This is a genomic window from Halomonas piscis (assembly GCF_031886125.1).
In the GTDB taxonomy this organism is placed as follows: Bacteria; Pseudomonadota; Gammaproteobacteria; order Pseudomonadales; family Halomonadaceae; genus Vreelandella; species Vreelandella piscis.
The window spans coordinates 311145-337452 of the sequence record NZ_CP119391.1 but is presented as its reverse complement, the minus strand read 5'-3'; the positions used below and the strand labels follow the sequence as shown (position 1 = coordinate 337452).

Genomic DNA, 26308 nt, shown 5'->3' with positions numbered 1-26308 from the left:
TCTTACTCCGAGTGGCGGCGCCTGGCGCGCGGGTGGGCGGCGTCGTAGCTTTCCGCCAGATGCTGCCAGTCCAGCCGGGTATAGACCTGGGTGGTGGACAGATTGGCATGGCCCAGAAGCTCCTGCACCGCGCGCAGATCCTGGCTGGATTCTAACAAATGGCTGGCAAAGGAGTGGCGCAGCCGGTGCGGATGAAGGTGCTCGGGCAGCCCGCGCGCCAGCGCCAGCTTCGCCAGGCGTTTTTGAATCGCCCGGTGACCCAGGCGGGCGCCGCGCTGACCGACGAACAGCGCCGGTTCGCCTGCGCCGGCGAGCTCATCGCGCGCCGGGTACCAGTTTGCCAGCGCCTCGGCGGCGCGCCGGCCTACCGGCATCTGCCGAGGTTTGCCGCCCTTGCCCGTGACCCGCACCCGGCCAGCGGCCAGGTCGGCTAGGTTCAGCGCGGCAAGCTCGGCCAGGCGCAGGCCGGCGGTATAAAAAAGCTCCAGCATGGCCTGGTCGCGCCGCCCAAGGGACGTGCCGTCGTGGGGCGTGTCGAGAAAGCGGGACAGCACGTCGACGTCCACCGGCCGCGGCAGGTGGTCGGGCTGTTTGGGCGTGCGCAAAAGCGCTACCGGGTTATCGCGCAACAGGCCTTCGGCAACGGCGTATTCGCCAAACCGCGACAGCGCCGCCCGGCGACGGGCGAGGCTGCGCGGTGCCAGGCCGCGGCTGCGCTCGGCCCCGAGAAATCCGCGGACGAGCGGCGTGTCCAGGCGGCAGACGTCGTCCACGCCGCGGCGGGCGGCGAAAGCCGCAAAAGCGGCCAGGTCGCGCCGGTAGGCGTCCACGGTGGCAGGGCTTGAGTGCGTCTCCATGGCGCCGAGAAACGCCTTAATCTGCCGGTCGAGAGCAACGTCACTCATGGGGCGCCAGCCGTACCAGCAGGCGCGCGACAACGTCGCCCAGGTATTCGGTGAACTGGGTATCCATGCTCGCCCGGTACTGCTCGGGATCGGGGCTGGCCAGCACCATGTAGCCCAGCGCCTCCCCGGCGGCGAGCCGCGTCACCGCGCAGGAGCCGGGCTTTTGGGGCACCGGCGCGTGGGGCAAAAGACACTTCCAGTCGCTCAGGCCCAGTTTGGCGCAGCGGCTGGTGCGGCCGTCCAGCAGCGCCGCCAGCCGTGCGCCGGCGTGGTGGGTGAGCACCTGGCGCGGCGGCTGGGGCGGCGCGGCCTCCTGATGGCTGAGCTCGGGGGCGCACCACAGCGCCACCGCCGGGGTGGCAAAGCGTTCGCTCATCTGCGTCGCCAGCGCCTGGGCCAGCGCGTCGCGGTCCGGCGCTTCCACCAGCGCCAGCAGGGTGTCCCGCAGCCGGCGATACTGGGCGTCGGTATGGCGAGCCGTGACCAGCAGGTGATCCAGCCGGCTTTCGGCGCTTTCGGCCCGGGTGCGCAGGTCCAGCACCAGCCGCTCAAGCAGCGAGACCGCGCCGTCGATATGCGGATGCGGCACCTTGAGCTGCTGCAAAAGCCCTTCGCGACCGACAAAAAAGTCAGGATGTCGTGCCAGCCAGAACGCCACCTGATCGGGGTCGAGCGTTTTGCGGGGTTCGGGGGCATCGGACATCGCCATACTCTCCTTAAAGCCCCTGCCTAAAGGGGCCTTTTCTGAAACGTGAAAGCGCTGTCGCGGGCCTCAGGGCCGTCAGCTCAGCGCCACGCGACCGTCGAACACGCGCTCGGCCGGGCCCACCATGGTCAGCGGCGCCTCGGGGTCGGGCCATTCCACCGTCAGCTCGCCGCCGGGCAGCGCGACTCTGACCGGGCTTTTCAAAAGCCCCTGGCGGATACCCGTGGCCACCGCCGCGCAGGCGCCGGTACCGCAGGCCAGGGTTTCGCCGACGCCGCGCTCGAACACCCGCAGGCAAATCCTCTCGGGCGCCACCACCTCCATGAACCCGACGTTGGTCCGACGGGCAAAGCGCGGATGGTTGGCGATCAGCGGCCCAAGCCTTGCCACCGGCGCGCTTTTCGCCTTTGCCACCTGCAGCACCGCGTGGGGGTTGCCCACGGACACCACGCCCAGCTCAAGCGTTTCGCTGCTGCCCTCGGGGCCGACCTTGAGAGCGTGGAGCGGCCGGTCGCCCTCGGCGTCGAAAGGCAGCGCCGCGGGGGTGAAGCGCGGCCGCCCCATGTCCACCCGCACCTGGCCGTCGTGCTGGACGACCAGCGTCAGCGGCCCGCCGGCGGTTTCTACGCGAATCTCGCGCTTGTGGGTCAGCCGCTGATCGCGCACAAAGCGGGCAAAGCAGCGCGCGCCGTTGCCGCAGCTTTCCACTTCGCTACCGTCGGCGTTGTAGATGCGGTAGCGGAAATCCATGTCCGGATTACGGGGCGGCTCGACCGTCAACAGCTGGTCAAAGCCGATGCCGAAGCGCCGCTCGGCCAGGGCGCGTATCTGGCCGGCCTGAAGGCGGGCGCGCTGGGTGACCAGATCCACCATCATGAAGTCGTTGCCCAGCCCGTGCATCTTGGTGAAATGCAAAAGCATCAGCGCGGCGCCTCGTCACCGGGTAAAAGCGTCTCGCCGGCCCAGAGATCCTCGAGCCGCTCCCGGCGGCGCACCAGGTGAGCGCGCTCGCCGTCGGCCATGACTTCGGCCGGGCGCGGCCGGCTGTTGTAGTTCGACGCCATGACGAAGCCGTAAGCCCCGGCGGAGCGCACCGCCAGCAGGTCGCCGGCGGCCACGGCGAGCTCGCGGTCCTTGCCGAGGAAGTCGCCGGTTTCGCACACCGGGCCGACCACGTCGTACACTGCCGCCTCACGCTCTTGCCGGGTATCCACCGGCACAATGGCCTGCCAGGCGTCGTACAGCGCCGGGCGGATCAGGTCGTTCATGGCGGCGTCGACGATAGCGAAGTTCTTGCTTTCGCCGGGCTTTAAAAACGCCACCCGGGTGAGCAGCACGCCGGCGTTGGCGGCGATGGAGCGGCCCGGCTCAAACAGCAGCGGGAGATCTTCCCCGCCCGGCCACTCCGCCAGCCGCTCGAGCAGCGCCCGGACATAGTCGGACGGGTGCGGCGGCGTTTCGTCGCGGTAGGTCACCCCCAGCCCGCCGCCGAGATCCAGATGCTCAAGCTCGATACCGCGCTCGCGCAGCCGCCCCATCAGCACCAGCAGCCGGTCCAGCGCGTCGAGGAACGGCGCGGTGTCGGTGAGCTGAGAGCCGATGTGGCAGTCAAGCCCCACCACATTGAGGTGCGGCAGGCCCGAAGCCAGGGTGTAAACCTCCAGCGCCTCGTCCACGGGGATGCCGAACTTGTTGTCCTTGAGCCCGGTGGAGATATACGGATGGGTGCCGGCGTCCACGTCGGGGTTGACCCTGAGCGAGACCGGCGCCGTCACCCCGAGCTCCCCGGCCACGGCGTTGAGCCGCTCAAGCTCCGGGCGCGACTCGACATTGAAGCACTTGATGCCCACTTCCAGCGCCCGCCTAAGCTCTTCAGCCTGCTTGGCCACGCCGGAGAACACCACCTTGTGCGGATCACCGCCGGCGGCGAGCACGCGCTCGAGCTCGCCCACCGACACGATATCGAACCCCGCGCCGAGCCGGGCCAGCACGTTAAGCACGGCCAGGTTGGCGTTGGCCTTGACCGCATAGCAGATCAGGTGCGGATGCTCGCCCAGGGCCTCGGTATAGGCGCGGTAGTGGCGCTCAAGCGTTGCCCGGGAGTAGACGTAGCAGGGCGTGCCGTACTCGGCGGCAATCCGCTCAAGCGGCACGTCTTCGGCCAACAGCTCGCCGTCTCTGTAATTGAAAAAATCCATGGGTTCCTCTTGCTTGCCGGCAGCGCCCGGCCGGCTTTTATTCGTCCGGCTCGGGACTGCCTGCCTGTTCGTCGGCTGCCGCCGACCCGGCAGCGCTTTCCGCTTCCGGCGGGTAAAGCGGTCCTTTCTGGCCGCAGCCGGCCAGCAGCAGCGCGGCCAGCAGCGCGGCCGCAACACCTCTATAGCCGCCCATCACGGGGTGTCCTCGAGCTCGGCCAGAGCCGCGCGGGCGCGGCTGGCGGCGGCGCGCACCTGGTCCGGCGCGGTACCGCCGATGTGGTTGCGCGCGGCCACCGAGCCCTCCAGGGTGAGCACCTCGAAAACGTCTTCGCCGATGGCGCCGGAGAAGCGCCGGAGCTCCTCCAGCGTCATTTCCGACAGATCCTTTTCCTGCTGCAGCCCGTAGGCCACCGACTGGCCGACGATATCGTGGGCGTCGCGGAAGGCCACGCCCTTGCGCACCAGATAGTCGGCGAGATCCGTGGCGGTAGAGAAGCCCTGGCGCGCGGCCTCGAACATGTGGGCCTTTTTCGGCTCGATGGCCGGCACCATGTCGGCGAAGGCTTTCACGCAGTCGAGCACCGTAGTCACGGTGTCGAAAAGCGGCTCCTTGTCTTCCTGATTGTCCTTGTTGTAGGCCAGCGGCTGGGACTTCATCAGCGTCAACAGGCTCATCAGGTGGCCGTAGACCCGGCCGGACTTGCCGCGCACCAGCTCGGGGACGTCGGGATTTTTCTTCTGCGGCATGATCGACGAGCCGGTGCAGAAGCGGTCGGGCAGATCGATGAAGTCGAACTGCGCGCTGCTCCACAGCACCAGCTCCTCGCTCATGCGCGACATGTGCATCAGCAGCATGCTGGCAAAGCCGATGAACTCGATGGCGAAGTCGCGGTCGCTCACCGCATCCAAAGAGTTTTCCGCCGGGCGATCAAAGCCCAAAAGCTCGGCGGTCAGGTGACGATCGACGGGATAGGTGGTACCGGCAAGCGCCGCCGCGCCCAGCGGCAGCACGTTAATGCGCCGGCGGCAGTCGAGCAGACGCTCGTGGTCCCGAGCGAGCATTTCCTGCCAGGCCAGCAAATGGTGGCCGAACGTGACCGGCTGGGCGGTCTGCAGGTGAGTAAACCCCGGCATGACGGTGTCGGCCTCGCGGTCGGCAAGCTCGACCAGGCCCTGGCGCAGGCGAACCAGCTCGGCGGCTATCTCGTCAGCGGCGTCGCGCAGAAAAAGGCGGATGTCGGTGGCCACCTGGTCATTGCGCGAGCGCCCGGTGTGCAGCTTTTTGCCGGTGACGCCGATTTTTTCGGTCAGCCGCGCCTCGATGTTCATGTGCACGTCTTCCAGGGGCACCGACCACGCAAACTCGCCGCGCTCGATTTCGTCGCGGATCTCGTCAAGCCCGGTGATGATGGCGTCGCGCTCGTCACCGCTGAGCACGCCCACCCGGGCCAGCATGGTGGCGTGGGCGATGGAGCCCTGGATGTCCTGACGGGCCAGGCGCTGGTCAAAGCTGACCGAGGCGGTAAAGCGTTCGACAAAGGCGTCAGTGGGCTCGCTGAAGCGGCCGCCCCAGGACTGGTTGGTGGCTTGACTCATGACAGAAGACCCTTAGCTAGGCAGGTGAAATCGCTCGAACGAACGCCGATAGCGCTTCAGGAGGCCGTCGGCATGGCCCACGGTCGAAAGCGTAACGGGCGCCGGTCTGAAACTTGCGTGTACCAATGGCCCGAAAGTGTACCAGAGTCATTGCGGCCTCGCGCACGCCCCGAGGGCGCGATTTTTCCTAACTGCTCAGGTGCTTTATGATACGCCTCATCATCGTTTATGCGGCCGCTCGCCGGCCAAAGGGAGAATCACGTGCAACCTATTACCAAGCTGCGTATCGCGACGCGCAAAAGCCAACTGGCCATGTGGCAGGCCGAGCATGTGCGCGAGCGTCTGATCGCCACGTATCCGGAGCTGGAGGTCGAGCTGGTGGCCATCTCCACCAAGGGCGACAAGGTCATCGATACGCCGCTGGCCAAGATTGGCGGCAAGGGGCTTTTTGTCAAGGAGCTGGAAGAAGCCATGCTCGACGGCCGTGCGGACATCGCCGTGCATTCGATGAAAGACGTGCCCATGAGCTTTCCCGAGGGCCTGGGGCTCTCGGTGATCCTGGACGGCTCCGATCCCACCGACGCCTTTGTCTCCAACCACTACCAAAGCGTTGACGAGCTGCCCGAAGGCGCCAAAGTGGGCACGGCCAGCCTGCGCCGCGGCCTGCAGCTGCGCGAAGCGCGCCCGGATCTGGAGATCCTCAACCTGCGCGGCAACGTCCAGACCCGTCTGGGCAAGCTGGACGACGGCGAGTTCGACGCCATTATCCTGGCCACTTCGGGCCTGATCCGGCTGGGGCTCGAGGCGCGCATTGCCCAGGCGCTGCCGCCGGAGATCTGCCTGCCCGCCTGCGGCCAGGGGGCGCTGGGCATTGAATGCCGCCTGCACGACCCGGAGATGATCAGCCTGCTGACGCCGCTCGACGACGCCGACACCGCTACTCGGGTGCGCGCCGAGCGCGCCATGAACACCCGCCTGGACGGCGGCTGCCAGGTGCCCATCGGCGGCCATGCGATTCTCGACAAGGACGCCGAAACCTTGTGGCTGCGCGGCCTGGTGGGCAATCCCGAAGGCACCGAGGTGCTGCGCGCCGAAAGCCGCGGTTCCATGCACGAACCCGAGGCGCTGGGCATTCGCGTCGCCGAAGACCTGCTCGAGCAGGGCGCCGGCGAGATCCTCGCCGACGTCTACGGCCGCCAGTAACCATGCAGCCGGTACTGGTCACTCGTCCCGGCGAGCGCGGCGAAGCGCTTGCCGAGGCGCTGCGTCAAAGCGGCCATGCGGTGGAAATGCTGCCGATCATGGCGCTTGAGCCGCTTATCGAAACGCCGAGCCAGCGCAGCATCTGGCTGGATATCGACCAGTACGCCAAAATCATCGTGGTAAGCCCTTTCGCCGCCCACTGTCTGGCCGACGCGCTGGATCGCTACTGGCCTCAGCTGCCCGTGGGCATCGACTACTACAGCGTGGGCACGGCCACCGCCGAGGCGCTCCATGCCCGGCTCGGCGTGCGCGTGCGCACCCCGCCCCCGGACGCCTGCGAAGACACCAGCGAGGCGCTGTTGACGCTGCCCTCGCTGCGCCGGCTTGACGAGCAAAAGGTTTTGCTGGTGGCCGGCGAAGGCGGGCGCCTGTTCATGACCCACACGCTGATGGAGCGTGGCGCTCGCGTCACTCGCAGCGAGATCTACCGCCGCGACTATGTGCTGCCGCCGGCCGCCTCGCGAAAGCGGCTTGCAGCCGGCGACTACCGGGCACTGATCGTCACCAGCGGCGAAATGCTCCAACATCTGGCAACATGGTGCCCACAGGGCGCCTTGCACCAACCGCTAATCGTCTCCAGCCGGCGTTTGGCTACACTGGCTGAGACGCTGGGCTTTACCGCCACCACGGTGGCCTCGGGGGCCACACCGCCCGCACTGACCGCCGCGCTTGCGCGCGTTTCCCGACCGGGCGCCGATGTCGATCAAGGATCCTAAATAGGGCTAGCCACACATGAACCAACACGACAACGAGTCAAGCGACGCGCCCAAGGCAGCCACGGACGCCAGGCGCGACGACACCGCTACCCAGAAAGCCGCTTCCGCCAACCAGGCATCCAGCGATGCCGCCAAGTCCGCCGGCAAGGGCAAGAACAAGGGCGGCAGCAAGCCGTCCCCCGGCAGCAGCAAGACCACGGGCAGCAAAAACCCTTCCTCCCCAAGCGGCGGCAAGCCACCGGAAGGCGGGGGCAAGGCTGCGCCACAGAGCAAAACGCCGACCGGCGGCGGCGGGGGCGGCAAGGCCACGCTTGCCATTGCCCTGGCCGTCATCGTTGCCCTGGCGCTGGTCCTGCTCGCCTGGCAGGGCTGGCAGCGGCTGGAACAACAGCAGCAGCGGCTGGAGACGCTGGCGAGCCAGGCCGGCGACAGCGCCTCGCAGCAGCGCGTTGACAAGCTGGAGTCGCGCCTTGAGCGCGGCGAAGAGGACCGCGACCAGGCGCTCGACGATACGCTCGACTCGCTGCGCAGCGAGTTTTCCGACTACCGCCAGAGCGTCGACGAGACCCTCGACAAGGTGCTCACCCAGCTCTCCCAGGAGCAGGACACCGACGAGCGCGACTGGCTCCACGCCGAGGCCGCCTACCTGCTGCGCCTGGCCAACCAGCGCCTGCAGCTGGAAGGCGATGTCCAGGGCGCGGCCGCGCTGCTGCGCTCGGCCGATCAGCGCCTGAAAGAAGCCGACAACCCGGCGCTGACGTCGGTTCGCCGCGAGATTGCCAGCGACCTCGCCGCGCTTGACGCCGTGCCCGAAGTCGACCTCACCGGGCTGTACCTGGCGCTTGACGCCCAGCAGGAGCGCATCAAGTCCCTGCACCTGAATCAGGACGTCGAGGCGCAGAAAGTCGAGTCCGGCATGGAAGAGGCGCCTACCGGCACCTTCCAGCGCCAGCTCGCCCGCTTCGGCGAAGAGCTCAAGGACCTGGTGGTCATCCGCAACCACGACGAAGCGCTGGAAACCCTGATCACGCCCCAGCAGGAATCCTACCTGCGCCAGAGCCTGCAGATGATTCTCGAGCAGGCCCAGCTGGCGCAGCTCAAGCAGGATAAGACGCTCTATGAGACCAGCATCGACGATGCCCTGGAGCTGCTCAACGCCTATTTCGACACCGACCGTGCCGATACCCAAAGCGTGATCAGCCGCCTGGAGGAGCTCAAGCAGGCGCAGATCAAGCCCGACCTGCCCGACATCAGCGGCTCTCAGCAGGCGCTTGCCGAGTTCATCGACAAACGCTTTGAAACGCGCCGTAGCAGTGGAGGTGGAGAATGAGAAAGCTCATCCTGCTGATCGTCGCCGGGCTTGCCGTCGGCGCGCTGTTCGGCCATCTGATGATGTCGGTGCCCGGCTACTGGCTGATCCGCGTCGGCGACACCTCGGTGCAGACCTCGTTCTGGTTCGGCCTGGTGCTGCTGTTTGCCGCCTTCGTCGCGCTGCACTTTCTGCTGCGCCTGGTCGGCGGCCTGCTACGCCCGGTGGGCCGCTTTCGCCGCTGGAGCGGCCGGACGCGCAACCGCCGGGCCATGAAGCACACCGTGCGCGGCCTGGTGGCGCTCACCGAAGGGCGCTGGAAAAAGGCCGAGAAGACCCTCTCCCACGCCGCGACTGATTCCAGCACGCCGCTGGTCAACTATCTGTCGGCGGCGCTCGCCGCGCACTACCAGGGGCACTACGAGAAATCCCAGGAGCACCTCAACCAGGCCCAGCTTTCCACCGAAGGCGCCGATGCCGCCATCGGTCTGATGCAGGCCCAGCTAATGATCGACCGCCAGCAGCCCGAAGAGGCGCTGGCGATCCTCAACCGCCTGGATAAAAAGCTGACTAACCACCCCCAGGTGCTCAAGATGCTCAAGCAGGTCCACCTGAGCGTCAACGACTGGGAAGGGCTGCGCCGACTGATTCCGCGGCTGGCCCGGCAGAAGCTGATATCCGCCGCCGAGCGCGAGCAGCTGGAAAGCCGCGCCTACCGCGAACTGATCATCTTCGAGGCCAAAAACCCCGGCGACATCGAGCGCGTGCGCAGCCTCTGGGCCGACATGCCCGACTATCTGCGCGCCAATACCGAGCTGGTGGTGCTCTACACCGAGGCGCTGGTCCAGGCCGGCGAGGAGACCATCGCCGAGCGCCTGCTCAGCCACTCCCTGGATCACCACTGGGACGCGCGGCTGGTGAAGCGCTACGGGCTTTTGAACGTCGACGCCCGCCGCCAGCTGGCCAAGGCCGAAGGCTGGCTCCAGGAGCGCCCCAACGACCCCGAGCTGCTGCTGGCCTGCGGGCGGCTGTCGCTGCGCACCGGCGCCTGGAGCAAGGCTCAGGAGTACTTCGAGGCCAGCCAGCGACAGCGCCCCAGCGGCGTGGTCTGCGCCGAGCTTGCTCGGCTCTACTCAAGCCTTGGCGAGCACCAGAAAAGCCAGCTCTACTACCGCCACAGCGTGGAAATGCTGGCCAAGTCGCTGCCGTCGCTGCCCCAGCCGAGCGACGCCCAGGGCACCGACAGCCTTGCCGACAAGGCCAAGAGCAAGGACAACGGCAAGAAAAGCGCCTGATGCCGCCCCGCCGGCTTTCCTTGACCTATTCTGACGGGCGCCTGCGGGCGCCCTTTTACGTTCGGCCCGCCCCGCCGCTCACCGCTTGCAACGCCAGACAACCGCCGTGCTCACCATGACTCGTATCGCCCAGGCCCTCGGCCTGACCCGCCAAGCCGCCGTTTTCGGCGCCAGCACCGCCGCCATGGCGCTGGCCTCCTTTGCCATTGCCTCGCTTTTTCACCTGCCCAACGCCTTCTGGGCGCCCATGGCGGTGTGGATCGTGGCGCAGCCCTCCCGCGGGCTGCTGCTCGAGCGCGGCGTTTACCGCCTGCTGGGCACGCTTGCCGGCGCCGCGGTAGGCTTTTTGCTGCTGGCAGCCCCTCTGCCCGTTCCCTTGGCACTTGCTCTGCTCGCCGGCTGGGCCGGCGGCTGCGCGGCCTTCACCCACCTCACCCGAGCCTCGTTCGGCTACGCCGCGCTGATGGCCGGGCTGACGGCGAGCGTGGTGCTGTTGCCAAGCCTGGCCGCCGGCAGCGGCAGCGCGGCCATTGCCATGGCGCGGGTGGTCTGCACCCTGATCGGCGTTATCTGCGTGATGGCCATGGGTATGGTCCTGCTCCCTGCGCCGCCCCGGCGCGAGCTGCTCGACCGGGTCCGCAGCCTGGGCGGCGAGGCGCTCAGACAGCTGGCCCGGGACGTCCCCCGGCCCGCCGATGACGAGCTGCTGCTCTCCCTGACCCGGCTGGAGCAGCAGCTGGCCCCCAGCCACGCCGGGCCGCTGCGGGGGTCCTCCGGGGCGCTGGTCAGCGGCGCCTTCGTTGCCGCTACGCTAAGCCTGCTGGCCATGGCTAGGATCACCGGCCGGCGGCCGCTGCCGGCGCCGCTCAAGGGCGCGCTGGAAAACGCCGCCGACGCCCTCGACAGGCCCGCCCCGCATCAAGGCGCCAGCGCGGCGCTCGAACATGCCGCCGACCAGGCCCGGGCGTTCTCGCCGCGGCTGGCGCGGCTTCTCGCTCAGCTGGCCGATGCCGAAAACGCTGCCACGGCCTGGCTCGAGAAGCACGCTTCGCGCCGCTCGCCCCGCATTACCCTGCCCACGCGCCGGGACACGCCCTCGGCGCTGATTGCCGGCGCCGCCGGCGGCGTGGTCACGCTGCTCGCCGGGCTGCTGGTGGCCTATTCCGGGTGGGGCAATGCCTGGCTGCCGGCCATGGGGCTTTGCACCTTCACCATGGTGCTGTCGAGCATGGACATGCCCCAGGTGCTCGCGCCGCGCATGCTCCAGGGCATCATCGTCGGCGTCAGCCTGGCGGCAGCGTTCCGGCTGTGGCTGATGCCCCACGCCGAAGGGCTTGGGGATATTCTGCTGATGCTGGCCCCCTTCATGCTGTTCGGCGGCCTGGCCAGAGCCAGCCGCCTCACCCAAGTGCCGGCGCTGGACGGCAACATGTGCTTTATGCTCGCCAGCCAGCCGTTTCTCCAGGCGCCCACCGCCTGGGGAAACGTGCTTATGGACGCCGGCTCGCTGATTGCCAGCATTGCCCTGGTGGCGCTGGCCTACCGGCTGCTGCCCCGGGACCCCGGGCGCCGTGCCGACCACCTTGCGTGGCAGATGCTTCGCGATATCGAGCGTCTGTGCGGGCGACACGACAGTCCGCCGCCGGACGACGCCTGGTACGGGCGCATGTATCGCCGCCTGCTACGTTTGATGATCCACGTGGGGCGAGCACAGGAAAGCGACAGCGCCGACCATGCCGGCACCCTGGGTATCCTGAACCTGGCCGACGGCGTGATCCGGCTGCGCACGCTGTTGCAAGCCGCGACGCTAACCGAGGCCGAGCACCGCGCCGCCCGGCAGCTGCTGGAAGCACTGCGCCACCTTCGCCGAGCGCCGGACGGCGTGGCCCGGGCGCTTGCCCAGCTGCCGCCGCACGAGGAGGGCTCCGCGCTGGCCGGCCTTGGGGCCCAGCTGCGCCACGCCCTCGACGACACCGCCACCCTGCGCCGCCGGGCAGTCGCCCCGCAGGGCTAGGCGCTGCCGTGCTGTGCTACCACGGCCTCAAGCGCGGCGTGATAGCCCTGGCTACCGAGCCCCGCAATCACGCCGTCGGCGCGCAGCGAGACGTAGGAATGCTGACGGAACGCCTCCCGCTGGTGCACGTTGGAGAGATGCACCTCGATCACTCGGCCGTCAAAGGCGTTGAGCGCGTCGAGTATCGCCACCGACGTATGGGTATAGGCCGCCGGGTTGATGATGATGGCGGCAGTGCCGTCGGTGCGGGCCGCCTGGATAGCGTCGATCAGCTCACCTTCGTGGTTGCTCTGCCGGCAGACAAGCGCCACGCCGGCCGCCTCGGCCCGTCGCTCGAGCGCTCGATTCACATCACTCAGGGTCTCGCTGCCGTAAATCTCCGGCTGCCGGGTGCCCAGCAGATTCAGGTTGGGGCCGTGCAGCACCAGCACTTTCAAAGGTTGCGCCGCGCTTGGCATAGGCTCGTTTCCTCTGTTGTTCGATGAAGTCATTCGCCGTCCTGGCGCTCGGCAAGCCGCTGTCCGACGCGCGCGGCGGCCAGCCAGCCGACGAGGCTCGCCGCCACGTAGCCCGCGGCCAGGGCCGGCTGCTGACGCTGCCAGAGCATCACCGCCTCCACGCCGAACAGAGAGAAGGTGGTAAAGCCGCCGCACACGCCCACCGTCCAGAAGCCGTGCCAGCGGGCAAGGCGACCGCAGGGGTGGCGTGCCGCCCGCGTCGAGTACCAGGCAATCAGCCCGGAGCCCGCCAGGTTAGCCCCCAGCGTGCCTGCCCAAAAGGCCGGCCCCATCAGCGCGGCGGCCGCAAGTGCCAACAGGTAGCGCAGCCCGGCACCCAGGGCGCTGCCCCAGGCAACGGCCAGATAAAACCGCAGTGCCGTCATCCGCTACCTCCCACCGCCGTCAGCGCATGGCCGACCGCGGCCAGCGCCACGCCGCCGATAACGCTCAGCGCCAGGTACGCGATGGCCGCCCCCCGCCGCGGCTGCTGCCACAGCCCGAGCGTCTGCAGGGCCAACGACGATACCGTGGACAGCCCGCCCAGCACCCCGGTGGCGGCAAACGCCCAGGCAAGACCCAACTCCCCGCCCCTGGCCACGGCGCCGGCAAAGGCGCCCAGCGCCAGCGCCGCGGCGTAGTTGGCGGCCAGCGTCCCCCAGGGCAGAGCGTTTCCCCAGAGTCTGGCGCCGGCCCTGGTGGCCAGTGCCCGCAGCATGCCGCCAAGGGCGCCCCCGGCCATGACCGCGGTCAGCGTCGTGATGCTTGACATAGCGTCTCCTCGGGACGTTCAAGGCCTCGAAATGCCTTTGACCGACAGGTTATCCACAGACAAAAACAGCCATTATTTTTTGTTGATAACTTCGTGTACAAGCTTCCAGGCCCCGTGATGGTGCCGGAGTGGCGGCTTTTCTGCCAGGACGGCAAAGCGCTCGATCGGGTTTGTACAACCCGGCGGAAAAGCCGATGTCACGGGCTTTCCACGCAGGTGCACCTGCCGGGCGCGGCGTACTGCCTTCTTGACAGCGGGCTTTTCAGCGGTTATCGAGCGCGCTGTCGAAGTCAGGCAACCTGTGGATAACTCCGTGGAAAACCTCTGCCCGCTTTGTGCATAGCCGCCATGGCGACGTTTCAACGCGCGTTTTACGGCGCTCGGCTGGCACCAGCCGCGCTGATCGGATAAATTGCACGGACGTTCGGTAAAAAAACGCTGGCATGGTGGCACCGCCGGATATCCGGCGCGCTTGGCGTGCCCGGCATTCCACAACGATGCGCCGAGCACGCTCATCCGGCCATCATGGCAGCAAGCGACGGCATGCATAGTGACATCATTTCATGGCACCCACTCAATTACTATAACGCACTGAATAACAGGTGATGTATGGCAAAACTTGCTCACGCACAGTGGTCATCGCGGATGACCTTTGTGCTTGCGGCTGCGGGATCGGCCGTGGGCCTCGGGAACATCTGGCGCTTCTCTTACATGGTCGGGGAAAACGGCGGCGCGGCCTTCGTGCTGGTGTACCTGGCCTGCGTGGCGCTGGTCGGCCTGCCGATTCTGGTCGCGGAATGGCTGATCGGCCGCCGCGGGCAGAAAAACCCCATCGACACCATGGCCGATCAGGCGCGCCAGAACGGCAAGCCCAAAGCCTGGCTGGGCATCGGCATCAGCGGCGTGCTCGCCGCCTTTTTGATCCTGTCGTTTTATAGCGTCATCGGCGGCTGGTCGCTCAACTATACCCTGAGCTCGATTATCGGCACCTTCAGCGGCGGCGACTCGGACAGCATCGGCGAGCTGTTCAACGGCATGCTGGCGAGCCCCGGTACGCTACTGCTGTGGCACACCGCCTTCATGGCGCTGGTCGTCGTCATCGTTGCCCGGGGCGTGACCCGAGGGCTTGAAAGCGCGGTACGCTCGATGATGCCGGCGCTGGTGATTCTCATGCTGATCCTTGCCGGCTACGGCATGACCACCGGCCACTTCGGCGAAGCCGTGGCGTTCATGTTTCGCCCTGAATGGGGCGCGCTTAGCGGCAGCGTCGTCCTTGCCGCCATGGGACAGGCATTTTTCACTCTGTCGCTGGGCATGGGCATCATGATGGCCTACGGCTCCTACCTGGGCAAAGACGTCAACCTGATCAGCACCGCGCGCACCGTTATTATCCTCGATACCGTGATTGCGCTGCTCGCGGGCCTGGCGATCTTCCCCATTGTCTTTGCCAACGGGCTTAGCCCGGGCGAAGGGCCGGGGCTGATTTTTGTCACCCTGCCGCTGGCGTTCGGCAACATGGCCGGCGGCACCATCCTCGGCCTGATCTTCTTTTTGCTGCTCACCTTTGCCGCGCTGACCTCGGCCATTTCGCTTCTCGAACCCACGGTGGAGATGCTCGAAGAGCGCACCCCGCTTAACCGGGTAACGGCCACGCTGATCGGCGGCGTTGCCGTCTGGCTGCTGGGCGTTGCTGCCCTGCTGTCGTTCAACGTCTGGTCAGAGGTCAGCCTTTTGGGGCTCAATATCTTCTACTTCCTCGACACGGTAACGGCGAAGCTCCTGCTGCCGCTCACCGGCCTCGGGTCGATCGTGTTTGCCGCCTGGTGCCTGGACAAGGAATCCGTGCGCCAGGAGCTGGGATTCGATATCTATGACTTCAGCGCCTGGAACATTCTGGTCAAGTATGTGGCGCCGCTGGGCGTGATTACGGTGTTTGTCACCGAACTGATGTAGGCCATCCGGCAAAGCCCCGTGTGACATCACGGCAAAGCCCCGGTCAGCGCAGCGCGCTGGCCGGGGCTTTTTCATGGCGGCGTGTTCAGGCGGCGCGCCGGGCCGCCGCCTCAGGACGTCTTGCGCGGCTTGTGGGCGATGTCACGCTCGCAGCCCTTGAGCATCCGGCGCCAGTAGAAGGCCGGCAGGAACGACTTCTTCACCCACCAGTAAAAGCGCGACTCCTTGAACGGGTCGAGCGGCAGCGTCGGCGCGACCACGCCGCCATAGATGAACTCGGCGATCATCACCCGGCCGTAGTCGGTCACCAGCGGGCAGGAAGTGTAGCCGTCGTACTCGGCGGTCGGCGCCTTGTCGTCCAGCTGGGCGAGCAGGTTCTGCACCGTGACCGGGGCCTGCTTGCGCACGGCGGCGGCGGTCTTGGACGTGGGCAGGGAGCTGGCGTCCCCCAGCGAGAACACGTTGGGGTAGCGCAGGTGCTGGGTGGTGGCCTTGTCCACCTCGACCCAGCCGCCGGCGTCCGCCAGCGGGCTCTGCGCCACGACGTCCGGCGCGCACTGGTACGGGGTCACGTGGAGCAGATCAAACGGCTGCTCGATGCGCACGACCTCGCCCTCGGCGCTCTTGGCCTCGAAGGTGGCCAGCTTGTTCTCGCCGTCCACGGCGACCAGATCGTGGGAGAGAATCACCTCGACGCCGTGGCGCTGGGCTACCCGCTCAAGGGGCGGCACGAAGTCCGGCACGCTGAACAGCGCCCCGCCGCCGCTGTAGAACTTGAGCGTGGTCTTGTCGGCCAGCCCGTTGCGCCTGACGTGGTCGGCGGCGAGGTAGGCGATCTTCTGCGGCGCGCCGGCGCACTTCAGCGGCGGTGCCGGCTGGGTGAAGATGGCGTTGCCGCCGGTGAATTCGTTCAGGCACCGGGCGGTGTATTCCACGGTCTCGGGGCTGTAGTTGCTGCATACGCCGTTTTTTCCGAGCGTCGCTTCCAGGCCCTCGACTCGACCCCAGTCCAGCTTGATCCCGGGAGCCACCACCAGCGAGGCATAGCCCAGCGACTCGCCGCTGTCCAGCTCGACCCGGTTGTTGTCCGGGTCGAACGCCGTGACCGCCGCCTTGATCAGCGTGACACCCCGGGGCAGCACGTCCCGGGTGGCTCGGCGGGTCTTGTCCAGCGCGTAGGCACCGCCGCCCACCAGGGTAAATGCCGGCTGATAGTAGTGGCGCTCGGACGGCTCGACGATGGCGATGTCCAGCCCCGGGCGGCGGCGCTTGAGCGACGCCGCCACGGTGATGCCGGCGGTGCCGCCGCCGATGATGACGACCTGATGACGATGAGTTTCGGATTCCGTGGGCATGGCTCTCTCCTTGGCAAAAACGCTAAGGAAACGATAAAGCACTAAGCCAGGGGAAATTAATAACCATTAAGAATATGCATACCCATCAATAACATGCCTTCCCGACAAGCGGCCTGACCTGACGCCTGATGGCGTCGTAGTCCATTGTTTAACATGGGTTTATTTCTTTTCCGGGGCATTTTCTTGACATCTTATAACAATATCATATAAAAAATGTGTCGATTAATATCACAAAACAATATCAATGTTTTCCCAACCTGGCCGTCTGCCAGTGGTAGCTTAGAAAAAACGTTACCCCTGCTGACCCTATGTCATGAAAACGCCCTATGAACATCGACCCGAGTAATTCCCCGCTGTCAGCCGAACAGGCCAACGGCCTGAACCGTCTGATCGAGACGCTGGCACCGCACCAGTTCGACTGGCTGGCGGGCTTTATTGCCGGCCATCAGGCAGCCACCGCTGGCGCTCAGCCGTCGGCGTCCCCAGGCGCCGGCGAGGCTGACGCGTCGCTTCCTTCCCTGACCGTGCTCTACGGCTCCCAGACCGGCAACGGCGAAGGCCTGGCCGAAACCCTGGGTGAGAAGGCCAACGCCCTGGGCATCAACGCCCGGGTGCTGGACATGGCCGACTTCAAGCCGCGCCAGCTGAAAAGCGAGTCCTTCGTCGCCGTTATCGCCTCGACCCACGGCGAGGGCGACCCGCCCGACAACGCCCTGGACCTCTACGAGTTCATTCACGGCCGCAAGGCGCCGTCGCTCAAGCACCTAAAGTACGCCGTGCTCTCGCTGGGCGACACCAGCTACGAACACTTCTGCCAGACCGGCAAGGACTTTGACGCCGCCTTTGCCCGGCTGGGCGCCACCGCGGTTGTCGATCGCGCCGACTGCGACGTGGACTACGACGACGATGCCGACGCCTGGTTTACCGCGCTGCTGGAGCAGCTGCAAAACGAAGCCGGCGCCTCGGGCATACCCACCACCAGCCGCGTAGAAAACGCTCCGGCCGCGGAGACCGCCACCTACAGCCGTCGCTACCCGTTCATGGCCGAGGTGCTCGACAGCCAGGGCCTCAACGGCCGCGGCTCGAGCAAGGAAACCCGCCATATCGAGCTGGCGCTAGAAGATTCCGGGCTTGCCTACCAGCCCGGGGATTCGCTGGGGATTTACCCCCAGAACGACCCCGCGCTGGTCGCCGCCATCATCGAGGCGCTGGCGCTCAACCCGGACGCGCCGGTGACCGCCGGCGACGTCGACACCACTCTGGCCGTGGCGCTCAAGCACCACCGCGAGCTGACGCTTCTCACCCGCCCGGTGGTGGAAAAGTGGGCGGCGCTCTCCGGCGACGAGACTCTGGCCGAGCGACTCGGCGACAACAAGGCGCTCACCGAGTGGCTCTACGGCCGCGACGTGCTCGATCTTGTTCAGGGCTCGCCGGTGAATAGCGTCGACGCCCAGACGCTGGTGGACACCCTGCGCAAGCTGCCGCCGCGGCTTTATTCCATCGCCTCGAGCCAGTCCGCCGTGGATGACGAGGTTCATCTCACCGTGGCCGCCGTGCGCTACGAAAACGAAGGCCGCGATCGCGGCGGCGTGGCCTCCACCTGGCTAGCCGACCGCCTCACCGACGATACCGCGGTGCCGGTCTATATCGAGGCCAACAAGCACTTCCGCCTGCCCGAGGACGACGCCGCGCCGGTGATCATGATCGGCCCGGGCACCGGCATCGCGCCGTTTCGCGCCTTCATGCAGGAGCGCGAAGAGCGCGAGGCCGAAGGCAACAACTGGCTTTTGTTCGGCGATCGCCACTTCCACACCGACTTTCTCTACCAGAGCGAGTGGCTGGCCTGGCGCCGCCAGGGCCTGGTCGATCGCATCGACGTGGCCTTCTCGAGAGATCAGGGCGAGAAGGTCTACGTACAGCAGCGCCTGCGGGAAAACGCCGACGATGTCTGGCGCTGGCTCGAGCGCGGCGCCTACCTCTACGTCTGCGGCGACGCCGAGCGCATGGCCCCGGACGTTCACCAGGCGCTGCTTGACGTGGTCATGCAGGAAAGCGGCAAGAACCTCGAAGACGCCACCGACTATCTGCGGGAGCTGACCCGCCAGAAACGCTACCAGCGGGATATCTACTAATGAGCCATACGTTACCCGAAGCCGAAATCATCAAGCGCGAGAGCAACTACCTGCGCGGCACCATTGCCAAGGGACTCGACGACAAGGCCACCGGCGCCATCGCCGACAGCGACAACAAGCTGACCAAGTTCCACGGCGCCTACCAGCAGGACGACCGCGACCGGCGCGACGAGCGCCGCCGCCAGCGCCTGGAGCCCTTGCACATGTTCATGGTGCGCCTGCGCCTGCCCGGCGGCGTGCTGACGCCCGAACAGTGGCTGGGGCTTGATCAGATCGCCGACGACTGCGCCAATCACACCCTGCGCCTGACCACGCGCCAGACGTTTCAGTTTCACGGCGTCTACAAGCACCGGATGCGCCCGCTGATGCGGGCGCTCAACGCCCTGGGGCTGGATACCCGCGGCGCCTGCGGCGACGTCAATCGCAACGTGGTCTCCAACGTCAACCCCCACCGGTCCCGGGTGCACGCCGATATCCACCGCTACTCGGTGGCCATCAGCAAGCGGCTGAAGTGGCGCTCCAACGCCTACGCCGAGATCTGGCTGGGCGACGAGCGCGTGGAAGCTCGGGGCGAAGACGAGGAAGAAGAGCCGTTCTACGGCCACTTTTACCTGCCGCGCAAGTTCAAGATCGCGCTGGCGGTGCCGCCGGAAAACGACGCCGACGTGCTGTCCAACGACATCGCCCTGATTGCGATTGTGGAAGACGACGAGCTGGTTGGCTTCAACGTCGGCGTGGGCGGCGGCATGGGCATGACCTACGGCAACGAAGCGACCCACCCAAGGCTTGCCGACGTCGCAGGCTTTGTGCCCGCCGACCAGGTGGTGGACGCCTGCGAGGCCATCGCCGCTATCCAGCGCGACCACGGCTGCCGCACCGAGCGCACCCACGCGCGCTTCAAGTACACCATCGCCGACCACGGCGTGGAGTGGTTTCTCGAGCGCTTCGCCGAGTACCACGGCGCGCCCATGGCGCCGGTACGCGACTACGTGTTCACCCACAACGGCGACCGCTTCGGCTGGGTAGAGGGCGATAACGGCAACCAGCACCTAACGCTGTCGATCCGCAGCGGCCGCGTTCAGGATACCGACGCGCTAAGGCTGCGCACCGCCCTGCGCGAGATTGCCCGGGTGCACACCGGCGAGTTCCGCGTCACCTGCAACCAGAACCTGATCATCGCCAACGTCTCTCCGGAGAAAAAGGCCGAGATCCAGACGCTGGTGGACCACTACGGGCTCGACGACGGCAGCCGGAGCACGCCGCTTGCGCGCAACGCCATGTCGTGCGTGGCCTTCCCCACCTGCGCGCTGGCCATGGCCGAGTCAGAGCGCTACCTGCCGTCGCTTACCGACAGGCTGGATACGCTGATGGCCGGGCACGGGCTTGCCAACACCCCGATCAACGTGCGCGTCACCGGCTGCCCCAACGGCTGCGCCCGGCCGTACCTGGCCGAGATCGGCCTGACCGGCAAAACGCTGGGCAAGTACAATCTCTTCCTCGGCGGCGACCAGCGCGGCGAGCGCATGAACCGCCTCTACCGCGAGAACATCGACGAGGCCACTATCCTCTCACTGCTCGACCCCCTGTTCGAACGCTTCGCCGCCGAGCGTAATAACGGCGAGGGCTTCGGCGACTTTTTGATTCGCTCGGGCCTCGTCGACGCCGAGCGCAGCCCCGAGGTGTTTCACCGGGCCTACGCGGTGTAGCGCCGCCCCTGCCCGTCCACGCAAACGCCCCGCCGGTTTGGTGCCGACGGGGCGTTTTTGTATGCCATTAGATACGTTATATCATTAAATAGATAAGTATTTACGATAAATATCGGCCATTTTTTTGCGCTCTCGCCTACTCGTCAGCTGCTCGGTCTCGACATGATAGGGTCTGGCATTACCATCGTCATCAAAGGTAAAGGTCCGCTTGGCGCCCATGATGCTGGGCGCCGAGCTATAAACATACAGTACCAGCAGCTCGACAGTATAGTCACAATTTTCCGCGGCACAGAGCGACGCCACGTTATCGTCAAACGGAGAAGAACGCGCTCGGCGTACCAGCGTCGAGATTTCGCCCGCATCGATATAGCCATCCGGCGGTAAAGGCCCCTGGAGAGTCCCCCGCTGAATGGAATCGCACAGCTGCCCTTCACTGTCAGGCTCTGTTTCCGTTACCGTGCATCGCCGGACTCCCTCATGGCTATGCAGCCATACCTAAAGCGATTCAATATGAATCCCCTCGGCGCTCATGTTGCTAGGGCGTGTTGACGTTTCACATGGGCAGCCATAAAAAGCCGCAGGCCAAGGCCACCATGCTTTCGTAGTTTCGCTTGAGCTTGTCGTAACGCGTTGCGATGGCGCGATACGGCTTCAATCGAGCAAAGGCATTCTCAACCAGATGCCGATAGCGATATAAGCCTCTGTCCAGATTGGCATTTCCTTTCTTTGAGTTGCGTTTGCGTGGAATGACGGCAGCCATGCCCTTGGCTTCGATCTGTCCACGGATACGCTCGCTGTCATAGCCCTTGTCAGCCACCAATGCATCACCCGCTGGCAAATCGTCAATCAATGCCCGGGCTTCCGTGCTGTCGTGCACCTCACCCCCGGTTATTCTGAAGGTGATCGGTAGCCCATAGGCATCTACGGTCAAGTGGATCTTGCTGGTATTGCCTGCACGACTTTTGCCAATGGCTTCTGCGTCTTCCGTGGCAGCTCCGGTGCTGTCCTGGTGGGCCTTGACGTAGGAGCCATCAATGAACAGCCACTCAACATCAGGCTCCTCCACCAGAGAGCTGAAAAGCCTCATCAGCTTTCCACTCGCTGACCAGGCGTTAAAACGCTTGTAGACCGTGTTCCAGGGGCCAAACGTCTCCGGTAGGTCCCGCCACGGGCAGCCGGTGCGCATCCGATAAAGGATGCCTTCTATCGTGGTACGCAAGTCGGCCTTGTCATAAATACCTTGTTGAAGCAGGATAGGTTTCAGCTTCGACCAGTGTTCATCCGTGAGCATTTGTCGGGGCATGGCAGGCTTGCAGTTTGTTGGTGTGGGAACCTTTATTCTGCGAGCTTGCCCCTATCCTGCCAATACCCCTGCCATGAAACGTCAACAGGCCCTAATCAAAAAACGCCCTTTGGTTGATAGCTCCATCACCTGATTAAGAACGACCTTGGGCCGACGCTGCCGTAGATAACCCCCCAGCAACAGCTGGGCGTAAAATACCCAGACCGCAAGCGTCAAAAGGCTGGTGAGAAACTGAAGAAAGCTGCTTTGGGCGCTGATCCATTCGATCACGGGAGCCATCCGGAAGCGGGAGAACTTCACATCAAGGTGGCTGCACCGGAGCGAAAAAGCAAGGCCAGCCTGCCGGCACCCAATACCTGGACAGCAGCAATCACCAAGTTTTTATCAGATCTTGATCCTGTACAACAACTAGTAGACGCAAGCTTATGACAAACCCATCCAAAGGGCGCCGCATGATCGACAATCAACAAAACGCACATTGCGACACCGCCGGAAGCCGTGAAAAAAACCGACAGTATATGAGCCTCGCAGAGCCTCAGAAAACTTCATTACCTGGATGATTTAAAAGGATTTAATCGACCACCAATGGACCAGAGAGGGCTGACCGACGCATGACCGAAGTGAACGGCCACACACCGACTTACCCTCTGGAATCTGGAGAAGGGAGCCAATCCCATCGACCGCTTACTGACCGAAGCAGGACCGAAGCGAGTGCTCACTCTGGGTGACCGGCATGACCCCCTACCGCCAATCCATCAGCCGATACAGCGTCGTTACCTCCCCTCTACCCTCGGGAGACAGTCGAGGACCGAGAGCCCCAGCGTCAGGTCGTCGGGTGTCGTCAGGTATCCCGGGGACCCTTCACTTCCTCTTCTTGGCGTAGTCATCACGCAGGGTACCGATCTTCTTGTCAGACCGAGCATCACGACCATCCGGGTTACGCACGGTGCCAGCGGGCAGGCCCCGGGTCTTCTCGAAGGTTCCCACACGACAGTCGCTGCGAGTCTTACGGACCATGATGAGCACTCCTGACATTAGTGAACGCTCAATATATCCGTACCAACAGATGGGGATCAACCTGAAAGCGGTATGCCCGTACACCAAGATCGAAAAAAACCACAAGGCCCCCAAAAATAGGGCCGCAGCGGGGCCCATGGATTATCCGGCGACGTTTAACCAACCAACACCACTAACGGTCAAAGACAGTGAGCCCCAGCGTTAAAGCGTCGAATATGCGGAAGAAGTGCAGCGCATCACACTCGTCTAGCCATCATGACAATACCCACCGCTAGATCAATTTCATCCTCAGCATAGTTTTTCCAATATTCAACATCCTCATTCGGGAAAGTCCATGCAAGGGCATGCCAGCCGATATCCTCCTGCCCATCTACAAAGCTATCAACCAGATACGCTATATCTTTTTCACTTCTCTCAGTAAATTTTCGCGCAGTATAAACGCATAGAAAAGTCAAGGCTATAGACCCTCCCTCAGAAGGGCATACATCACTCTTCTTCGTATCAGCTACCGCCTTTTTCATGGTCGCCATACAACGAGAAAGAGGCGCATTAGGGTTAATAGACTGCCACTGAAACTTAGCCTCGATATACTCTTCGTGATCATCACTCGGATATTTAATCCACAGATCACAACGCCCTCTCCCTGTATCCGTACCCTCTTTATTTATCAAAAACTCTTGAAGTGCTACGTTGCCACATCGCCAAGCTGCTGAGGCCAACATACTGACGTTCGGCACCTCTCGATAAGAGTAAGCTTTTTCTTTTCCTTCCTGCACCCTCGAAAACCTTTCATTGAGCAGAACCCACTCTTCACAGAGTGGCTGCCAGTGCATCAACTCTTCCTTGACACAATATCCAGAACCCACATTACTCATAATATCCTCAAGCTTAGCCAGTGCAAACCAATAACATAACACCTAAAGCATTGAAAGTTGATACCAATCCGTATAAATGTAACGCAAAAAAAATCTAGGAATACAGAGTCCGCGGCAGGGTCATAAAATATCCGGCTATGACAAATGCATCACCTCCTCCAAGATCTCTTGCCGGTGCAAACAAGAGATCAAGGACATCACCAAAGACGGAATGAAAAACAATACCCCGCCAGCTCACGTCAGCTCAGATATCTTTTCACCAAACTTCTGAATAGACGCATTCTTCACCAAGCCGTTACTATTTACCATAAACGGAACCACAGCCACTAACGAACCAAATTTATTTATCTGCCAGGACAGGTCTCTATCATCAATTGTCAACTTATCGAAAGCATCAACATCACATGCAAATGCTTTAGCATAGTCTTCAATATATGACTTACCCAGGCAAATGATGAGCTTTGGCTTGTATGCTTCTGACCAAGAGCGAATCATAGGCAGCCTATACTTTCTACACCACTCAACATAAGCCTGCTTAGAATCAAACCCAGTGATAGTAGAAAAATCGCGCTCCCAGCGCTGCTCACTCGTATCCTTAAACGCTATTGGATAAAGGTTCATTTTGAAAAAGCCTGAGCCACCCTCCGTAAATGGCTGGACCTCCTCGGCATAATCTTTATACTCTTCCACCTTCCTCCCTGAAATTGCTGAAAGGAGCTTCATAACTTGCCAATTGAAAATATAGGCCAGATTATGCTCCCAACCTTCATAGCCAGTGGGCGGCTCCGCCTCCACATCTGACATATGCCCTATCAATGACTCAGACGAATGCCCTCCTCCCCATTCAATTCCAGACACCCAAGTAGACGGACTATCTTGACTACCAATATCGCCACCATCACACCCTGAGAATGACAGAGCCCATTTTTTAAACTGATCAGCCTGATCCATACCTCACCTTAATTTGCAAACAACACTCTACTCACAAAGAAAAATTTACAACACGTTAAACTAATTATCATATTTAACAAAGATCATCAATACCATATTGATCGACTCCCGCCAAATATCAACTAAGTGATGACAGCGCCATGCCCCAACATCAAAAAAAGGGCCACAAGAGCCCCAAAATAGGGCACACAGCGGGGCCCTGATACATCCGGCTGGTCGCCTCTTCATAAAGGGGGCAGAGACGCCACTCCGCTTCCCTACCCTCAGTCATAGGATTTCCAACGACTCAAAAATAGTATCTATAACCAAATGCACTATTTTCTCATCATTGAAAGCTCCTCTGAGCTTCGCTCGGTCAGCTGGTGTGGCGTACGGGAGTCGTGATCGGTGCGCTGTCTTCCCCGGTGACGTCGGCACGGTCGTCGTCGCCCTCCTTTTCATGGTGGTCATCATCGCTGTCATAGGTCCAGTTGGCACTCGACGCCGCACTCAGTAGGGAGTCCTGGGACAGGTGAGCGTAGCGTTCCGTAACCTTGGGATTGCTATGGCCAAGGATCTGCTGCACCTCGTACAGGGAGCGCCCTGCCCCGACCAACTTGGAGGCGTAGGTATGCCGGCAATCATGCAGGCGGAAGTCAGGTAGCCCAGCCTTGTCGCGTAGCCGGTGCCAGACCAGCGTAATCGACTTGAAGGGTGCCTGGGTCTTGGGACTGACGAAGATCCACTCCTGACCACCACATTCCCGCTTGGCTTCCTCCAGGACCTGTAGCGCCGAGGTATTCAGCGGCACGACCCGCTCCTTCTTGCTCTTGGCGTTGCTGACCGGTATCCGCCAGGTCTGCTTGGTAAGGTCGATATCTGACCACTTCGCCTTGAGGGCTTCCCCTACCCGAGCCCCGGTACTGAGCAGGAACATCACGATACAACAGACGGGACGATTCCTATCGTGCAGCAGTACGTCCAGTAGCCGCTTGCTCTCGGCCTCATCCAGATAGCGTTCCCGGTTGTTGTTCTCCTTGAACAGCTTGACTGACTTGGCTGGATTGCTATCGACCAGCTCCCATTCCATGGCTACCGCGAATAGAGCCCGAACGATCATCAACTGACGATCACAGGTAGCCGGTGCCCTGCCCTCGTTACGCATCCGGTTGTGGAACTGCGCCACGTCGGCATGGGTAACCTCATCCAGGCGCTTGCCACCGAAGGTGGGAATCACCTTGCTGCGTAGATGGGTGTAATCGGTCTTCCAGGACCGCTTGCGGGTCTTGATGTAGTCCAGATACTGCTCCTCGACGAAGGCCTTGAGGGTCGGCACGGCCTTGGCCGACTTTTGGACCGTCTGAGGCGTTTTTTCCATGACCAGCTCGGCACGCAAGGTCTTTGCCTTCTTCCGGGCTTGAGACAGGGAAATCTCGGTCGTAGTGCCCAGTTTGAAGTGCTGGTTCTTCTTCTGGTCGGTGGTGTGACGCAGATAGTAGGTCCCCTTGCCAGGGGTGGTGCGCCTGACCTCCACATAGAACCCGGGGTGCTGGCGGTCGCAATATTCAATACGACGCTTGTCTTCGGGACAGTGCAGGCGCTTGACGAGATGGGCGGTGAGGTCAACGACAGGCATATCTCCTCCTGACCGGTGGTGACACGATAAAAGAAAGTCTCGGCGGTACCCGTCGACACCCGACGACCCGACGCAGTGGCCAGGCCGATCGGTAGGGTGACAACGGGATAAAAGGGGCTGCGGATGATCC

General features: G+C 63.7%; 25 protein-coding genes. 8 read left to right on the top strand and 17 right to left on the bottom strand.

The annotated features are described in order from the left end of the window. Positions 1-2: 2 nt before the first annotated feature. The 6 genes from P1P91_RS01595 to argH all read right to left on the bottom strand — a co-directional run bounded on the left by P1P91_RS01595 (position 3) and on the right by argH (position 5405). Positions 3-905, bottom strand: coding sequence for a tyrosine recombinase XerC (locus P1P91_RS01595; RefSeq protein ID WP_311884052.1), 903 nt, complete (start codon positions 903-905; stop codon positions 3-5). Continuing rightward, positions 898-1608: a DUF484 family protein gene (locus P1P91_RS01590; RefSeq protein WP_311884050.1), complete on the bottom strand. Its 711-nt coding sequence runs from the start codon at positions 1606-1608 to the stop codon at positions 898-900. Before P1P91_RS01590 ends, P1P91_RS01595 begins: the two co-directional genes overlap by 8 nt. A gap of 78 nt (positions 1609-1686) precedes the next feature. Further along, complete coding sequence (gene dapF, locus P1P91_RS01585; protein WP_311884048.1) at positions 1687-2532, bottom strand: diaminopimelate epimerase; 846 nt, start codon at positions 2530-2532, stop codon at positions 1687-1689. Beyond that, positions 2532-3809: a diaminopimelate decarboxylase gene (gene lysA, locus P1P91_RS01580; RefSeq protein ID WP_311884046.1), complete on the bottom strand. Its 1278-nt coding sequence runs from the start codon at positions 3807-3809 to the stop codon at positions 2532-2534. The genes dapF and lysA overlap by 1 nt, the downstream gene beginning before the upstream one ends. Before the next feature lie 37 nt (positions 3810-3846). Beyond that, a complete protein-coding gene (gene lptM / locus P1P91_RS01575; protein ID WP_311884044.1) occupies positions 3847-4002 on the bottom strand; it encodes an LPS translocon maturation chaperone LptM in 156 nt (51 codons plus the stop codon). Further along, on the bottom strand, positions 4002-5405 hold the full coding sequence (gene argH, locus P1P91_RS01570; RefSeq protein ID WP_311884043.1) for an argininosuccinate lyase: 1404 nt from the start codon (positions 5403-5405) through the stop codon (positions 4002-4004). The genes lptM and argH overlap by 1 nt, the downstream gene beginning before the upstream one ends. Positions 5406-5666: 261 nt before the next feature. On the opposite strand from argH, the gene hemC reads away from it, so the two are divergent. The 5 genes from hemC to P1P91_RS01545 all read left to right on the top strand — a co-directional run bounded on the left by hemC (position 5667) and on the right by P1P91_RS01545 (position 12002). Continuing rightward, positions 5667-6608, top strand: a complete 942-nt coding sequence (hemC, locus tag P1P91_RS01565; protein WP_311884041.1) for a hydroxymethylbilane synthase — start codon at positions 5667-5669, stop codon at positions 6606-6608. 2 nt (positions 6609-6610) lie between these two features. Next, on the top strand, positions 6611-7384 hold the full coding sequence (locus tag P1P91_RS01560; RefSeq protein WP_311884040.1) for a uroporphyrinogen-III synthase: 774 nt from the start codon (positions 6611-6613) through the stop codon (positions 7382-7384). Between the two features lie 16 nt (positions 7385-7400). Further along, on the top strand, positions 7401-8714 hold the full coding sequence (locus P1P91_RS01555; protein ID WP_311884039.1) for a uroporphyrinogen-III C-methyltransferase: 1314 nt from the start codon (positions 7401-7403) through the stop codon (positions 8712-8714). Beyond that, entirely contained in the window at positions 8711-9988 is a 1278-nt protein-coding gene (locus P1P91_RS01550; protein ID WP_311884038.1) for a heme biosynthesis HemY N-terminal domain-containing protein, read from the top strand. Before P1P91_RS01555 ends, P1P91_RS01550 begins: the two co-directional genes overlap by 4 nt. Before the next feature lie 115 nt (positions 9989-10103). Further along, positions 10104-12002: an FUSC family protein gene (locus P1P91_RS01545; RefSeq protein WP_311884036.1), complete on the top strand. Its 1899-nt coding sequence runs from the start codon at positions 10104-10106 to the stop codon at positions 12000-12002. Here the strand turns inward: P1P91_RS01545 and aroQ are convergent. The 4 genes from aroQ to P1P91_RS01525 form a co-directional block, all read right to left on the bottom strand. Beyond that, the gene (aroQ, locus tag P1P91_RS01540; protein WP_311884034.1) at positions 11999-12460 is read right to left on the bottom strand and encodes a type II 3-dehydroquinate dehydratase; all 462 of its coding nucleotides are present in this window, start codon (positions 12458-12460) and stop codon (positions 11999-12001) included. The genes P1P91_RS01545 and aroQ overlap by 4 nt on opposite strands. A 29-nt stretch (positions 12461-12489) precedes the next feature. Then, positions 12490-12885 (bottom strand): fluoride efflux transporter FluC, encoded by a 396-nt coding sequence (locus P1P91_RS01535; RefSeq protein ID WP_311884033.1) that lies wholly within the window; start codon positions 12883-12885, stop codon positions 12490-12492. Continuing rightward, on the bottom strand, positions 12882-13271 hold the full coding sequence (locus tag P1P91_RS01530; RefSeq protein WP_311884032.1) for a fluoride efflux transporter FluC: 390 nt from the start codon (positions 13269-13271) through the stop codon (positions 12882-12884). The genes P1P91_RS01535 and P1P91_RS01530 overlap by 4 nt, the downstream gene beginning before the upstream one ends. A 72-nt stretch (positions 13272-13343) precedes the next feature. Continuing rightward, positions 13344-13820 (bottom strand): hypothetical protein, encoded by a 477-nt coding sequence (locus P1P91_RS01525; protein WP_311884031.1) that lies wholly within the window; start codon positions 13818-13820, stop codon positions 13344-13346. A 60-nt stretch (positions 13821-13880) separates the two neighbouring features. Between P1P91_RS01525 and P1P91_RS01520 the strand changes: the two genes are divergently transcribed. Beyond that, positions 13881-15224 (top strand): sodium-dependent transporter, encoded by a 1344-nt coding sequence (locus P1P91_RS01520; RefSeq protein ID WP_311884030.1) that lies wholly within the window; start codon positions 13881-13883, stop codon positions 15222-15224. Between the two features lie 110 nt (positions 15225-15334). Here P1P91_RS01520 and P1P91_RS01515 read toward each other — a convergent pair whose 3' ends face one another. Further along, positions 15335-16579: an NAD(P)/FAD-dependent oxidoreductase gene (locus P1P91_RS01515; RefSeq protein ID WP_311884029.1), complete on the bottom strand. Its 1245-nt coding sequence runs from the start codon at positions 16577-16579 to the stop codon at positions 15335-15337. A gap of 326 nt (positions 16580-16905) precedes the next feature. On the opposite strand from P1P91_RS01515, the gene P1P91_RS01510 reads away from it, so the two are divergent. Both P1P91_RS01510 and cysI read left to right on the top strand, forming a co-directional pair. Then, the gene (locus P1P91_RS01510) at positions 16906-18711 is read left to right on the top strand and encodes an assimilatory sulfite reductase (NADPH) flavoprotein subunit (protein ID WP_311884028.1); all 1806 of its coding nucleotides are present in this window, start codon (positions 16906-16908) and stop codon (positions 18709-18711) included. Beyond that, entirely contained in the window at positions 18711-20417 is a 1707-nt protein-coding gene (gene cysI, locus P1P91_RS01505; protein ID WP_311884026.1) for an assimilatory sulfite reductase (NADPH) hemoprotein subunit, read from the top strand. The genes P1P91_RS01510 and cysI overlap by 1 nt, the downstream gene beginning before the upstream one ends. 553 nt (positions 20418-20970) lie before the next feature. On the opposite strand, the gene P1P91_RS01500 is transcribed toward cysI, so the two are convergent. The 6 genes from P1P91_RS01500 to P1P91_RS01475 form a co-directional block, all read right to left on the bottom strand. Further along, the gene (locus tag P1P91_RS01500; RefSeq protein ID WP_311882126.1) at positions 20971-21720 is read right to left on the bottom strand and encodes an IS5 family transposase; all 750 of its coding nucleotides are present in this window, start codon (positions 21718-21720) and stop codon (positions 20971-20973) included. Between the two features lie 81 nt (positions 21721-21801). Further along, entirely contained in the window at positions 21802-21990 is a 189-nt protein-coding gene (locus P1P91_RS01495) for a hypothetical protein (protein WP_311884025.1), read from the bottom strand. A 591-nt stretch (positions 21991-22581) separates the two neighbouring features. Beyond that, entirely contained in the window at positions 22582-22737 is a 156-nt protein-coding gene (locus P1P91_RS01490; RefSeq protein ID WP_232913374.1) for a hypothetical protein, read from the bottom strand. Between the two features lie 236 nt (positions 22738-22973). Continuing rightward, the gene (locus P1P91_RS01485) at positions 22974-23612 is read right to left on the bottom strand and encodes a hypothetical protein (protein WP_311884024.1); all 639 of its coding nucleotides are present in this window, start codon (positions 23610-23612) and stop codon (positions 22974-22976) included. Between the two features lie 234 nt (positions 23613-23846). Next, positions 23847-24563, bottom strand: coding sequence for a hypothetical protein (locus P1P91_RS01480; protein WP_311884023.1), 717 nt, complete (start codon positions 24561-24563; stop codon positions 23847-23849). 355 nt (positions 24564-24918) lie between these two features. Further along, positions 24919-26178 (bottom strand): tyrosine-type recombinase/integrase, encoded by a 1260-nt coding sequence (locus P1P91_RS01475; protein ID WP_311884021.1) that lies wholly within the window; start codon positions 26176-26178, stop codon positions 24919-24921. Positions 26179-26308 lie beyond the last annotated feature (130 nt).

Excerpts from the sequence above, each read along its gene's own strand:
- P1P91_RS01535 (WP_311884033.1), bottom strand. The coding sequence starts at position 12,885 with ATGACGGCACTGCGGTTTTATCTGGCCGTTGCCTGGGGCAGCGCCCTG.
- P1P91_RS01590 (WP_311884050.1), bottom strand. The coding sequence starts at position 1,608 with ATGTCCGATGCCCCCGAACCCCGCAAAACGCTCGACCCCGATCAGGTG.
- P1P91_RS01500 (WP_311882126.1), bottom strand. The coding sequence starts at position 21,720 with ATGCCCCGACAAATGCTCACGGATGAACACTGGTCGAAGCTGAAACCT.
- lysA (WP_311884046.1), bottom strand. The coding sequence starts at position 3,809 with ATGGATTTTTTCAATTACAGAGACGGCGAGCTGTTGGCCGAAGACGTG.
- P1P91_RS01485 (WP_311884024.1), bottom strand. The coding sequence starts at position 23,612 with ATGAGTAATGTGGGTTCTGGATATTGTGTCAAGGAAGAGTTGATGCAC.
- P1P91_RS01510 (WP_311884028.1), top strand. The coding sequence starts at position 16,906 with ATGAACATCGACCCGAGTAATTCCCCGCTGTCAGCCGAACAGGCCAAC.
- aroQ (WP_311884034.1), bottom strand. The coding sequence starts at position 12,460 with ATGCCAAGCGCGGCGCAACCTTTGAAAGTGCTGGTGCTGCACGGCCCC.
- P1P91_RS01520 (WP_311884030.1), top strand. The coding sequence starts at position 13,881 with ATGGCAAAACTTGCTCACGCACAGTGGTCATCGCGGATGACCTTTGTG.
- P1P91_RS01515 (WP_311884029.1), bottom strand. The coding sequence starts at position 16,579 with ATGCCCACGGAATCCGAAACTCATCGTCATCAGGTCGTCATCATCGGC.
- P1P91_RS01475 (WP_311884021.1), bottom strand. The coding sequence starts at position 26,178 with ATGCCTGTCGTTGACCTCACCGCCCATCTCGTCAAGCGCCTGCACTGT.
- lptM (WP_311884044.1), bottom strand. The coding sequence starts at position 4,002 with ATGGGCGGCTATAGAGGTGTTGCGGCCGCGCTGCTGGCCGCGCTGCTG.
- P1P91_RS01480 (WP_311884023.1), bottom strand. The coding sequence starts at position 24,563 with ATGGATCAGGCTGATCAGTTTAAAAAATGGGCTCTGTCATTCTCAGGG.
- argH (WP_311884043.1), bottom strand. The coding sequence starts at position 5,405 with ATGAGTCAAGCCACCAACCAGTCCTGGGGCGGCCGCTTCAGCGAGCCC.
- P1P91_RS01490 (WP_232913374.1), bottom strand. The coding sequence starts at position 22,737 with ATGGTCCGTAAGACTCGCAGCGACTGTCGTGTGGGAACCTTCGAGAAG.
- cysI (WP_311884026.1), top strand. The coding sequence starts at position 18,711 with ATGAGCCATACGTTACCCGAAGCCGAAATCATCAAGCGCGAGAGCAAC.
- P1P91_RS01530 (WP_311884032.1), bottom strand. The coding sequence starts at position 13,271 with ATGTCAAGCATCACGACGCTGACCGCGGTCATGGCCGGGGGCGCCCTT.
- P1P91_RS01550 (WP_311884038.1), top strand. The coding sequence starts at position 8,711 with ATGAGAAAGCTCATCCTGCTGATCGTCGCCGGGCTTGCCGTCGGCGCG.
- P1P91_RS01560 (WP_311884040.1), top strand. The coding sequence starts at position 6,611 with ATGCAGCCGGTACTGGTCACTCGTCCCGGCGAGCGCGGCGAAGCGCTT.
- P1P91_RS01555 (WP_311884039.1), top strand. The coding sequence starts at position 7,401 with ATGAACCAACACGACAACGAGTCAAGCGACGCGCCCAAGGCAGCCACG.
- P1P91_RS01525 (WP_311884031.1), bottom strand. The coding sequence starts at position 13,820 with ATGCATGCCGTCGCTTGCTGCCATGATGGCCGGATGAGCGTGCTCGGC.
- P1P91_RS01545 (WP_311884036.1), top strand. The coding sequence starts at position 10,104 with ATGACTCGTATCGCCCAGGCCCTCGGCCTGACCCGCCAAGCCGCCGTT.
- dapF (WP_311884048.1), bottom strand. The coding sequence starts at position 2,532 with ATGCTTTTGCATTTCACCAAGATGCACGGGCTGGGCAACGACTTCATG.
- P1P91_RS01595 (WP_311884052.1), bottom strand. The coding sequence starts at position 905 with ATGAGTGACGTTGCTCTCGACCGGCAGATTAAGGCGTTTCTCGGCGCC.